This window comes from Xanthobacter autotrophicus ATCC 700552 (assembly GCF_043194565.1).
Lineage (GTDB): Bacteria > Pseudomonadota > Alphaproteobacteria > Rhizobiales > Xanthobacteraceae > Xanthobacter > Xanthobacter autotrophicus_F.
Window position 1 is genome coordinate 285,841 of record NZ_JBAFVS010000002.1, and the last position, 12,175, is coordinate 298,015.

General features: G+C 65.7%; 10 protein-coding genes. 7 read left to right on the forward strand and 3 right to left on the reverse strand.

All coding sequences use genetic code 11. The annotated features are described in order from the left end of the window. Positions 1 to 286 precede the first annotated feature (286 nt). The 5 genes from V5F48_RS03235 (at position 287) to V5F48_RS03255 (ending at position 6,988) form a co-directional block, all read left to right on the forward strand. Complete coding sequence (locus tag V5F48_RS03235; RefSeq protein ID WP_394040014.1) at positions 287 to 1,777, forward strand: FAD-binding oxidoreductase; 1,491 nt, start codon at positions 287 to 289, stop codon at positions 1,775 to 1,777. Then, on the forward strand, positions 1,774 to 3,084 hold the full coding sequence (locus tag V5F48_RS03240; protein WP_394040016.1) for a (Fe-S)-binding protein: 1,311 nt from the start codon (positions 1,774 to 1,776) through the stop codon (positions 3,082 to 3,084). Before V5F48_RS03235 ends, V5F48_RS03240 begins: the two co-directional genes overlap by 4 nt. Positions 3,085 to 3,086: 2 nt before the next feature. Next, positions 3,087 to 4,787, forward strand: a complete 1,701-nt coding sequence (locus tag V5F48_RS03245) for an FAD-binding oxidoreductase (protein WP_394040018.1) — start codon at positions 3,087 to 3,089, stop codon at positions 4,785 to 4,787. A 120-nt stretch (positions 4,788 to 4,907) separates the two neighbouring features. Continuing rightward, entirely contained in the window at positions 4,908 to 5,522 is a 615-nt protein-coding gene (gstA, locus tag V5F48_RS03250; RefSeq protein ID WP_394040020.1) for a glutathione transferase GstA, read from the forward strand. A 41-nt stretch (positions 5,523 to 5,563) separates the two neighbouring features. Beyond that, positions 5,564 to 6,988, forward strand: a complete 1,425-nt coding sequence (locus V5F48_RS03255) for an aldehyde dehydrogenase family protein (RefSeq protein WP_394040022.1) — start codon at positions 5,564 to 5,566, stop codon at positions 6,986 to 6,988. A gap of 50 nt (positions 6,989 to 7,038) precedes the next feature. Here V5F48_RS03255 and V5F48_RS03260 read toward each other — a convergent pair whose 3' ends face one another. Then, positions 7,039 to 7,983 carry a LysR family transcriptional regulator gene (locus V5F48_RS03260; protein ID WP_394040024.1) on the reverse strand — a complete coding sequence of 315 codons (945 nt, stop codon included), beginning with the start codon at positions 7,981 to 7,983 and terminating at the stop codon, positions 7,039 to 7,041. 153 nt (positions 7,984 to 8,136) lie between these two features. On the opposite strand from V5F48_RS03260, the gene V5F48_RS03265 reads away from it, so the two are divergent. Next, a complete protein-coding gene (locus V5F48_RS03265; RefSeq protein WP_394040026.1) occupies positions 8,137 to 9,366 on the forward strand; it encodes a cytochrome P450 in 1,230 nt (409 codons plus the stop codon). A 37-nt stretch (positions 9,367 to 9,403) separates the two neighbouring features. Next, positions 9,404 to 10,627, forward strand: coding sequence for a PDR/VanB family oxidoreductase (locus tag V5F48_RS03270; protein ID WP_394040028.1), 1,224 nt, complete (start codon positions 9,404 to 9,406; stop codon positions 10,625 to 10,627). Between the two features lie 55 nt (positions 10,628 to 10,682). Here V5F48_RS03270 and V5F48_RS03275 read toward each other — a convergent pair whose 3' ends face one another. Both V5F48_RS03275 and V5F48_RS03280 read right to left on the reverse strand, forming a co-directional pair. After that, entirely contained in the window at positions 10,683 to 11,204 is a 522-nt protein-coding gene (locus tag V5F48_RS03275; protein ID WP_394040030.1) for an efflux RND transporter permease subunit, read from the reverse strand. Between the two features lie 53 nt (positions 11,205 to 11,257). Continuing rightward, positions 11,258 to 12,175 (reverse strand): ACP S-malonyltransferase, encoded by a 918-nt coding sequence (locus tag V5F48_RS03280; protein WP_394040032.1) that lies wholly within the window; start codon positions 12,173 to 12,175, stop codon positions 11,258 to 11,260.

A 12,175-nucleotide genomic window follows, 5' to 3' on the forward strand; every position in this document is an offset into this window, starting at 1 on the left:
ACTATATTCCTGTTCCGTGGACATGATCCAACCTGCCACAATGACAAAGAAGAGCCGCCTGTCGGCCAATAGGGGAGGACGAACGCGCAGCGATGTCACATCGCTGGCGGAGCCGCTCGCTCGCGCTTTCAAGACGTCATCGGCCGACATCGGACCCACAGGCCCGCGGCAACTGCACGGCCGTGCGTCGACGTGCGGCCCGGCCTCCGTGACCCGGCTCGCCCGCCCTCCGCCCGGCGTGAGGGGCGCGGACGCCACATCAATCCCGTCGAAAAGGGACATCTCAATGCCAGCAACCGCAAGCCGCGCCGAGCCGCGGCCACACGCCGCCCGAACGCCCGATATCGGGAGCCTCAGCGCCACGGGGCTTCCCGTGGAGGATGCCAGCCTCGCGCCCTATCTCTCCACACGGCCCACCGGCCGGGAGGCTGCGCCGCTGGCCCGCGTCCGCCCGCGCGACACCGATGACATCGTGGCCGTGGTCCGCTGGGCGCGGGAACATGGCGTGCCCCTCACCACCGTCAGTTCCGGACCCGGGGCGCGGTGCCGCGGGGCGACCGCCGAGCGGCCCACCGTGGTGGTGGACCTGAGCGGCATGGACCGCCTCCTCAAGGTGGATCCGCAGGATGCCGTGGCCGTCCTGGAGCCCGGCGTCACCTTCGGCCGCATCGATTCCCTTCTCGCCCCCCACGGCCTGCGCGCCTTCAAGCCGCTGCTGCCGCGCGCCGGCAAGTCGGTCCTGGCAAGCTATCTGGAGCGCGAGCCCAATCTCCAGTCGTCCGAGCAGTGGGACGTGCTCGATCCCTTCGGCGGCGCCCAGCTGGTGTTCGGAACCGGGGACACGTTCCGCACCGGCGGCGCCGCCATCAGCGGGTCCCTCGACGACAATTGGACGGCCGGGCTGCGCTATCTCACCGCCATCGGCCCCGGCGGCACGGATTTCATGCGCGTCGTCCAGGGATCGCAGGGCACGCTGGCCATTCTCGCCTGGGCCGCCATCCTGTGCGAACGCGTGCCGCACCTGGAAGAGGCGCGCTTCATCGGCGCCGATAGCCTCGCCCCGCTGGCCCGCCTGTCGGCCGAATTGCACCGCCGGCGCATCGGCATGGCGACCTTCATCGCCAGCAATCTGCACCTTGCTTCGGTGCTGGAGACAGAGCCCTCCCGCATTGCGGAACTGGCCGCGCGGCTGCCCGCCTTCGTGCTTTATGTGCAGCTCACCGCGGCCTCGGAATTCCCCGAGGACAAGATCGCCTACCAGCTGGACGATCTTGGGCGGCTCGCGGCGGATGCGGGCCTGAGCGCGACCGGCGAGCTTGCCGGACATTCCGCCCGCACCATCGCAGCGTCGCAGTCCCGTCCGCCGGAGGATTGCTACAAGGATCGCGCCGCTGGGGCGCATCGCAGCGTGTTCTTCCTGACCCAGATGGATGGGGCTGACCGCTTCGTCGCGCTGGCGCAGGAGCGGGCCGGCATGCAGCCGGGCGCGCGGGTCGCCATCCATGTCCAGCCGCGCCTGCACGGCCGCAACTGCCATGTGGAGCTGGTGCTGCCGTATGACCCGGCCTCGGCGTCGCAGGCGGCCGCCGCAGATGCCCTCGCGGGGGATCTGGCGCAGGCCTGTTGCGCCCGGGGCGGCTTCTTCAGCCGGCCCTACGGGGCATGGGCGGACATGGCCCTCGCCCGCAACCCGACCATCAAGCCGCTGCTGCGCGAGACGAAATCCATCTTCGATCCGGACCACATTCTCAATCCCGGAAGGCTCTGCTTCCAATGACCGACGCCAGCCCCACCCTCGAAGCCCTTCACGACAAGGTCGCAAGCTGCACCCGCTGCACCTTCTGCAAATGGGTGCCGGAAGTCCGCAACGAGAGGTTCGCGGAGATCTGTCCCAGCGTCCAGCACGGCAAGTTCTTCTCACACACGGCCGGCGGAAAGCTGATCGCGGCCTATGCGCTGCTTCACGGACGCATCGACTATACGGCGGACTTCATCCGCAACGTCTATTCCTGCTCCATGTGCGGCGGCTGCGACACCAGCTGCAAGACGTTGTTCGCGGAGTTCGTCGAGCCGCTCGACTCGCTCTATGCGCTGCGTCGGAAGGTGACAGAGGACGGCCACGCCCCCGCGCCGCTGCGCGAAATGCTGGATCATCTGGGCAAGACAGGTAACGCCCGGGGTCTGCCGGCGGAGCGCCGCGGGGACTGGTTCGCCGGCATGGGCCTGAAGCAGACCGCCGCCGGCCGGGCGACGGTTCTCTTCCACATCGGGGAGGCGGCCTTCGATGAGGAGGAGTGGCCGTTCATCCGCCACGTCGCATCCGCGCTTGCCCGCCACGGCGTGGACTTCGCCGTGGGCGGCGCGGACGAGCCCGACACCGGCGGCCTCGCCTATGACATCGGGGATCAGGACCTCGCGGCGAAGCTGGCGCGGCAGACCCGCGCGTGGGTGGAAAAGAGCGGCGCCCGCACGCTCATCACCTATGGCGATGACGCCTTTTCCGCGTTCCTGAACATCTATCCCCGCCTCCGGCTCTCTCTCGGAGAGGTCCGGATCGTCCATGTCTCCCAATGGCTGGCGGAGCACTCCGCGGCGGCGGCCGGGGGGACGGGCGACATCGTGACCTATCACGATTCCTGTCGCCTCGGACGGCTCGGCGAGGAGCGCCAGCCCTGGGAGGGCGAGACGGTGATGGTATACAATTCGCTGCCCGCCCGCTCTCCGGAAGGGGAGCTTCATCTCGGCGTCCACGGCGTCTACGAGCCGCCCCGCCAGGTGCTGGCGGCGGCGGGTGCGCAGATCGTGGAGATGGAGCGCATCCGGGAATTCGCCTTTTGCTGCGGCGCGGGCGGCGGCGGCAAGCAGGCGAACCCCGAGTTCGCCCGCGCCGCGGCCCGCCACCGTCTCAAGGAGGCGGAGAGCACGGGCGCGCAGATCCTCGTGACCAGTTGCACCGCGTGCAGCCGCCACATGAAGGAGGTGGCGGACGCTGAGCGCTCCTCCATCAAGGTTCTGGGGCTGGTGGAATATCTCCACGCCCGACAGGCCGCGCCGGCGCTCGCCGCCTTGTCCGCCGGAGAATGACGATGCCGCACGACCGCAACGAAGTCCTTCAGGCGCTTCAATCGATCGTCGGCGAGGCCAATGCCACGAACGATCCGAGCGTCATCTGCAGCTATGCATGGAATGCCGGCGTCGGCTCCATGCCCGGCCCGAAGTTTCTCAAGAACTGGCCTATCGCAGTGGTGATGCCGGGGACCACCGAGGACGTGGCCGCCATCATCAAGTGCTGCGTGGCGCGCGGGCTGTCGTTCCGCCCGTTGAGCTCCGGCAACGGGGGAACCTATCTCAGCGCCAGCGCGGACGTGGTGGTGCTCGACCTGTGCCGCATGAACCGCCTCGTGAAGCTGGATGCCGCCAACCAGATGGCGGTGATCGAGCCCTATGTGACGGCGGGACGGCTACAGGCGGAGGCCATGAAGGCCGGCCTCACCTGCCATATCGTCGGGGCGGGGCCGTCCCACTCGCCGCTGGCCTCGGCCACCTCCTTTCTCGGGATCGGCATCACCGGCGCAAGCACCGGTGCCAATGCCCGGAACATCCTGGGCATCGAGTGGGTGACGCCGACCGGTGACATCGTCCGCATCGGCGCGCTGGGCGGGGATGACGACTGGTTCAGCGAAGAGGGACCGGGGCCGGGCCTGCGTGGCATGATCCGCGGGCTGATCGGCGCCAATGGCGGTCTCGGCGTCTTCACGCGCATCGGCTACAAGCTCTATCCGTGGGCCGGCCCGCCGCGCATCGCCATCACCGGGACCAGTCCCATGAAGGGCATGGCGCTGGAGCCCAACATGCGCCTGTTCCTGCCGGTCTGGGACACGGTGGAGCAGATGCGTGACGCCAGCTTCCGGCTGAACCGGGCCGGCGTCGCCTTCGCCCTGCTGCGCATGCCGCCGAACCACATCGGCTGGACCCTGACGGCAAGCAACGGCGAATATGCCCGCCGGCGCGAGGCCGGCCTGCTGCCGGAATGCGCACGGCCCGAACACCGCTTCGGCTGGCAGGTCCTCACCATCGGGCATTCGCCGGGGGAGACGGCCTACCAGGAAAAGACGGTCCGGCACATCGTCTCTGACACCGGCGGACGGATGCTGCCCATCGCGCAGAACGACGCCGAGATGCTGGTTCGCACCCTAGTGACTTCCCTTTATGTCAGCCGCGTCTTCCGCGGTGCAGGCTCGGGCGGCACCAGCTTCGGCGTCATGGACTCCTTCAATCTGCTGCCGGACGTGATCCGTGCCAGCGAGCAGCTGATGGTGGAGGAGAAGAAACCCGGCCACAACTTCGCAGCCGACGGCGACGAAGGATGCTGGGTCTGGCCCACCGAGAGCCGCCAGCTCTGGACCGAGAACATCCTCGCCTCCCAGGCGGGCACGGTGCGCGGCGTCGCCGCCGGCTGGAAGGGTTTCCTGAGGCACCTGAATATGGTCGATCACAACCCGCGCCTCGGCCTGATGGGGTTCATGGCGGGGCCGCTCATCGAGCTGTTCGGGCCGCGCTACGGCGATGTCGCCACCTGGATGCGGCGCATCAAGAGACGACTTGATCCGCCGGGGCTTGCGGATTCCACGGTTCATGTGGGGATCAACGAGCTTCCCATCGCGAAATGGTGGCCGACGCTGCAGAAGATCGCCTTCTCGACCGCCGGCGCACCGGCGCTTCATCTGCTCTGCCTGCTGCTCGGCGTCGCGAGCAGGAAGGAAAAGCTGCCCAAGCGCAAATCATGACCAGAACTCATCCGGTGCTTCGGCGTCCGGAGCCCCGCCTTGGCGCACGTCCGTCGGCCCACGGTGCGCCACGGGCTGATGTCTGTCTTCCCTCCCCATGTCCTGCAGGAAACCCTGCCCATGAAACTTTACCAGCTTCCCGGTTCATGCTCCGACGCCTCGGCCATCGTTCTGGCCGAGGCGGGAATTCTCGTCGATCTGCTGACCGTCGATCTCAGGGAGAAGACGCTCGCGGACGGGTCCAGCTTTCTGGCGGTCAATCCCAAGGGACAGGTTCCGGCCCTCGTTCTGGATACCGGCGACGTGCTGACGGAAGGCGCCGTCATCCTTCAGTATCTGGCTGACCAGGCCCCGCAGACGGGCCTTCTGCCTCCCCACACCGACCTGCGCCGCTATCGCGTCCTGGAGTGGCTGAACTACATCGCCACCGAACTTCACAAGACCTTTTCACCCCTCAATCGCCCGAATACGCCCCCGGATTTTCGCGACCTGACGAAGACGGCCCTGCTGCCGCGGGTGTTCGGCGTGCTCGACCGCAGGCTGGGGGAGAGCGCGTATCTGGCCGGCGATGACTTCACCATCGCCGACGCCTACGCCTTCGTAACCCTCGGCTGGGCCGGGCGTCAGGACATCGACCTGTCCTCCTGGCCGAACATTTCCGCCTACCTCGCGCGGGTCGGCAGCCGGCCTTCCGTCCAATCTGTGGTGGCAAGGCGAACCGCAGTGCCAGCGTAGCCGCCGATGCTCGCAGAACACACGACAGACGGGAGAAGGCGATGACAGATCTGTTCAACGACTACAGCATGACCATCGACGGCGCGGCGGCCGTTACCGAAACGCTCTCCGGCGTCATCAATCCGGCGACGGAAACCGTCATTGCGACGGTGCCCGACGCCGGGCCGGCGCTGCTGGACGCGGCCGTCGCCGCGGCACGGCGTGCCTTCCCGACCTGGGCCAGCCGGTCCTGGAGCGAGCGGGCGGCCCTCGTTGCCCGCATCGGCGACGTGATCGAGGCCCATGCCGAGGATTTCAAGCGTCTGCTGACACTCGAACAGGGCAAGGCCCGCGCGGGCGCCGAATGGGAGATCGGCGGATCGATCGTATGGTGCCGGGAGATCGCGATCCAGGTCCTGCCGCTGCACCGGCAGGAGAGCGGGGGGCGCACGGTTAAGACGCGCCGCGTTCCCCACGGCGTGGTGGGCGCAATCACGCCTTGGAATTTCCCTCTGCTGCTTGCCGTCTGGAAGATCGCGCCAGCGCTGCTTGCCGGCAATACCATGGTACTGAAGCCTTCGCCCTTCACGCCCCTGTGCACGCTCAAGCTGGGCGAATTGCTGCGGGATGTGCTGCCCGCTGGCGTGCTCAACACCGTCTCCGGCGGCAACGACCTCGGCGCGGCCATAACCGCACACCCCGGTATCAGCAAGATCAGCTTCACCGGCTCGACCGCAACGGGGCGCCGCATCATGCAGGCCGCATCCGGCAACCTGAAGCGCCTCACCCTGGAACTCGGAGGCAACGACCCCGCCATCGTGCTGCCGGACGTGGACGTGAAGGCTACGGCCGAGAAGCTGTTCTGGGCCGCCTTCCAGAACAGCGCCCAATTCTGCGTCGCCGCCAAGCGGCTCTATATCCATGATGATATCTATGACGACCTGTCGGCAGCGCTGGTGGACTACGCCGCCGGCATCCGGATCGGCGACGGGCTGGCTCAGGGAACGGACCTTGGCCCGATCCAGAATGCCATGCAGTTCGCCAAGCTGAAGGACCTGATTTCAGACGCCCGCGCGACCGGGCTGACCTTCCTGTGCGGCGGCGACATTCCCGAGGGGCGGGGCTATTTCGTGCCCGTCACGCTCATCGACAACCCGCCCGAAACCTCCCGCGTGGTGACGGAGGAGGCATTCGGGCCGGTCCTTCCGCTGCTGCGCTTCCGGGAGGTCGAGGATGTGATCGCGCGTGCGAACGCAACCGAATACGGCCTTGCCGCCTCGGTCTGGACGGCGGACATCGCGCGCGGCGAAGAGATCGCAGCGCGCCTTGAGGCGGGAACGGTCTGGATCAACGAGATCCACACCTTCTCCCCCCACGTGGCCTTCGGTGGCCGCAAACAATCGGGGCTCGGCGTCGAGAATGCGATCGAAGGTCTCGCGGAATATACCAGCATCCAGACCATCGTCACCCACAGGGTCCAAGGTTAGACGTTTGATCCGCAGCCGGCGCGGTCGTGCCCCTGCCCGCCTGGCAGAGGTCACGATCCGCCGACGGGTGTGGCGAGGCGCAGCAGAAGCTCCCGAAACCAGAAATGTCGTGCATCGTCATGGGTGATGGCGCCCCAGGCCAGCATCATTTCGAAGCTGCTGCGGGCATTGCCGAGCTGCTGCAGCGGCAGGTGGCGCTGGAGGCGCGCCAGCAGGCGAGCCGGCATCGTCGCCACCGCACCGGTCTCCAGCGCCACAAGCGCGGGCACACAGAATTGCTCCACCATGATCGTTGAAGACGCGGCGCTCCGCTTGCCGGTCTCGGGTACAAAGTCTCCGCGACCACCTGGGTCGGGATACCATTGAGGCTCGAACGACACCTGCCCCCATGGGGCGATGTCGTCTTCGCTGACCTCATCGCGCGCAGCCAGCGGGTGATCGCGCCGCACCACGTGCACATGCTCCTCCTTCCACAACAGCGCAGACTGATCCGGCGGCCATTGCAGGGCAACGAGCGCGCCGCGTGGAATGACGACGAAATCGACAGACCCCTCGCTCAGCGCGTCCATCGAATGGGCTGAATGATTGACAAAATGAACGCTCAAACCGGGTGCCTGCGCGCGCAGAGCATCGTGCAGCGCCGGACCGAAGAGGGCCGCACCGTAGTCGGAAGTTGCCATCACGAAACATCTGCGGGCATCCCAGAGATCGCTTCCCGCCCCTTCAAACAGCCGAGTCAGTCCGGCGCAGAGGTCGTTGACCGGGGCGATCAGAGATTCGGCGTGCGGCGTCAGCGACATGCGTTGGCCGACCCGGACCAGAAGCGGGTCGTCGAGCACCTCCCGCAGGTGCGCGAGCGCCGCGCTGACCGCCGGACGGCTGAGATGCAGCGCATCGGCAGCGCGCGCCAGATGTCGCTCCCTGAGCAGCGCCTGAAGCACCGGCAGCAAATTCAGGTTCACGGCGCGCAACGAGAAATTCCGCTGGCTTGTCATGGGCTCCCCTTGCCGCTGCCATCTGCACGTGGCGGTCAGCTTTTTGGACGGCGGACGTATCCTCTTTCGACTTCCCGGTCGACCCTGCGGATCAATATGATCCCAACCGATCGCGCATGAGCGCTACTCCAATGAAACAAAGAGGAACGCCCCTTGACGAACGCTTATGTGTCACCTTCGTCCTGTCCCGCTGCCGATCTTGATCTGTTTTCGGATGCGGCGCTACTTGATCCCTATCCGTTGTATCGCCGGTTGAGGGACCATGCTCCGGTAGTATGGTTAGACACGCTCGGCGTCTACGCAATCATGCGTTACGATGATGTGAAGTCTGCCCTGCGTGACTGGAAAACGTTTAGTTCGGCGCAAGGCGTGGGTCTCAATCCTGCCTTCAACGAAACCCGGAACATGTTGCAGACGGATCCGCCTGAGCACGACCACATGCGGGCGATCGTCGGGGCACCGGTCACCATGGCATCTGTCGCCGCATTGACGGATCAGATTCAAGCGGAGGCTGACCATATTGTCGATGCCGTGCTCGAGCGAGGCCATATCGATGGGGTGCGCGATCTCGCCTGGCATCTGCCGCTGACGATCGTTTCGCGTTTCGTCGGATTGCCCGAATCCGCCCGCATGCAGATGCTGGTTTGGAGCGAAGCGGCGAGCAATCTCGCCGGTCCGGTGCGCCCCCAGCCATCGCCGGCCTATGCGGGACGCGCGTCTCGGGCTGCCGAGGCCATTCAGGGCCTGTTCCAATTCCTGGGCGGGGGGGCGGCCGTGCGAGAGCAGGTCGCGCCTGGAAGCTGGGCGGCGCGCCTGTACGAGGCGGCAGACCAGGGCAAAATTCCGCTCGCCATTGTTCCGATACTTCTGCTCGACTATATCGGTCCGGCGCTCGAGACCACTATCAGTGCCACGGGGACTCTCCTGGCGCTCTTTGCTCAGCATCCCGACCAGTGGGACAGCGTGCGGAGCGATGCGTCTCTGGTGGCCAAGGCCGTGAACGAAGCCATTCGCCTCGATCCACCGCTACCCTATTTTACGCGCGTGAGTACTGTAGACGCCCAGATTGACGGGATCTCCATCCCGGCCGGATCTCGCGTCCTGCTTGGCTATGCTTCGGCCAATCGCGACGAGCGCGCATGGGAAGATCCCGAACGCTTCGACGTGACACGCGATAGTTCCAAGCATCTGGGGTTCGGCCATGGTCTCCATTCCTGCATGGGGATGCACCTGGCCAAGCTGGAGATGAACTGCCTCTTCAACGCGCTCCGCCTCCGGATTCAGCGCGTCGCGTTTGATGGGGAGCCAAAGCGGGCGGTCACCAACAGCGCACTGCGCGCGTATCATCATCTCCCGCTTCTCCTCACCGCGGGTGCAATCTGACGATCATGGAGCCGGGTCCCGCTTCGGGCCTGGCTCCGTGATCTTCGCGGTCAAGCGCCATGCCGAGCGTGTCGGAGAAAGGCACGCCGTCCAAGATCGGCATGCGCAGGGGCGAAAAGATGCCCTCGCTGAATACCCCTATGAGGCGGCTGGTAATCTGGCAGCCCAAAAAGCTGTGCGCCGATGTCGTTGCTGGGCTGCGCCGATTCTCAGCCCCGGCGGCTCCAGCCGTCACAATCCAATTGATCGAGCAGGAATGCTGCTGTCTCCATCGGAGATACGCACCTTTCTTGGAGTTGTTCATATGATCGACGTGCGCGTGACGAAAAAACACAAAGAAACGGACGACATATATTCGTTCGAGCTCTCTGCGATGGAGGGCCATGGTCTACCCCCTTTTTCGGCAGGATCTCACATCGATGTCTATTTGGAAAATGGGATAACGAGACAATATTCATTATATAATAATATTGCTGAAAACAGAAACTATTGCATCGCGGTTTTGAATGCGCCCGCCTCACGCGGTGGTTCGCGCTATATGGCTGAAGTCGTCCAGCAGGGAGACAGGCTGAGAATCAGCCCGCCGCGGAACATGTTTCCGCTGCAGGATGGGGGCGATTTTTATTTGCTCGTCGCGGGTGGGATCGGCATTACCCCCATCCTGTCCATGGCATCCCACCTGAACCGCCGCGGAAAGAATTTTGCGGTTCACTACTGCGCTCGGACTGCAGCGGGCATGGCGTTCCGCGAACTGTTGCAGCAGGCGCCGTTTGCCGGGCGCGTGGCACTGCACACAGATGACGGACCTCTGGAGCAGTCGTTCAATCCAGATGCAGTGATTGCCGGCGCGCCGGATGGGAGCCATCTGTATGTATGCGGCCCGAATGGCTTCATGGAGAATTTGATCAGCACCGGTCGTCGCCTTGGCTGGACAGACGACAGACTACACTGTGAAAGCTTTGGCTCCGGCGGCGTAGTCACGAACTCACATGGTGAGGCGTTCACGCTGAGACTGGTGCGCAGCGGGCTGGAGTTCATCGTTCCACCCGACAGATCTGTTGCATCGGTCCTGAACGAAAACGGCATCGCAATTCCTCTCTCCTGCGAGCAGGGCATGTGTGGGACTTGCCTGATCCCTGTCGTGGAAGGGGAGCCGGATCATAGGGACACGTTCCTCACGGACGCCGAGCACGCCCGCAACGACCTCTTCACCGCATGCTGTTCACGATCGAAAGGGCCGGTCCTGAGCGTCGATTTATGATGGAATCCTAAGAGCCTGTTTGAAAACTCCGAAGACGCAGCGGCGAGCACCCCTGTCATGCCCGGGCTTGTCCCGGGCATCCATGCCCAATCGCTTGAGCCGGCGCGCCAAAGCCGTCTCCCGGCCGATCCGCGTGGATGCCCACGCTGATGGACAGGAGCGCTCCGGCAAGCGACATGGGCACTGACAGCAGGATCACCACCGGATCGCGGAAGCTGTTGAACAAAGCGGCAAGGGACAGGAAGATCAGCGGGATGGCGAAGACAGGGATGAGCACCGACCGCCAGGAGCCGAGGAAGGCGAACACCATGAGGGTGACGATGGCGAGCGCCTCCACCAGCGTGTGGATCACCTCCTCGATGGAGGAATTCACGAAGGCGGCGGCCGGCGCGATCTGGATGCCGATGTAGACCGACTCCCGGCCATTGAACATGGTGGCGGAATCATAATCGTCCGCACCGAGGGTGACGTTGGCCACGTCCTTCAGGCGCACGATGGCGCCGTTCGCCTCCTTGACGATGAGGTTCCTGAACTCGTCCACATTGTGCAGGCTGGTGGCTCTATACTCTTGTTTCATCGCAATTCCGGACGCAAAACCGCTTCGCACTTTTGCTGGAATTGCTCTAACACCTAATCTGTAGCTTCCAAATGCTGGCAGACCCAGGATGCCACGCCGGCGATGCTGGCGAACTCGCAGACGGCGCGCGCCTGAAGGTGCGGCAGGCGCTCGCGGGCCATGCGCGACAGGCCGCTGCCCGGTCCCAGCTCCAGCAGGACCGTGCAGCGGCGTTCGTCGAGGGCGTCGAGGCAGGCGGCCCAGTCGAGGGGGTGGTCGATCTGGGTGGCCAGCGCCTCGATGGCCTTGGCCCGGTTGCGAACGGCGATGCCTGACACGCCAGCCAGCACCGGGGCGGAGGGGGCCTGCCAGGCGGCCTCCAGCAGCCGTGCGCGGAATGGCTCGCGCGCCGGTGCCATGAGGGGCGTGTGGGAGGCGATGGCGATGGACAGGGGCGTGACCTTGCCGCCCGCCACCTCGACCGCGGGGTCCAGGGCGGCGAGGTCCGCCGCGCGTCCGCCGGCGATGAAGCGGTCCTCGCCGTTGACGATGGCGATGAAGCAGCCGGTCTGCCCGCACAGGGCCGCGAGCACCGCCCGGTCGAGCCCGCGCACCGCGCACAGGCCGCCGGGTTCGGCACCGGCCGCGTCCATGAGTTCTGCGCGCTGCCGTGCCAGCCGCACCACCTCTTCAGGCGCCAGGGCCCCGGCGCAGCCGTAAGCCGCAAGCTCGCCCACGCTGTAGCCCGCGAACACCGCAGGCTCGGGAATATGGTCCCGCAACAGGGCGAAGGTGGCGATGGCGATGGTGCACACCAGCGGCTGGGCGATGGCGTTGGCGTGGCAGAGGTCAGGCGGGAGGGTCAGGGGATCGTGTCCGATCACCTCGGCGAGGACATGGAGCAGGGGCCTCGCCGCTGCCGATCCGCGCAGCAGGTCGAGCATTCCGGGGGTCTGGTCGCCTTGGCCGGGACAGAGGATGGCGAGTGTCAT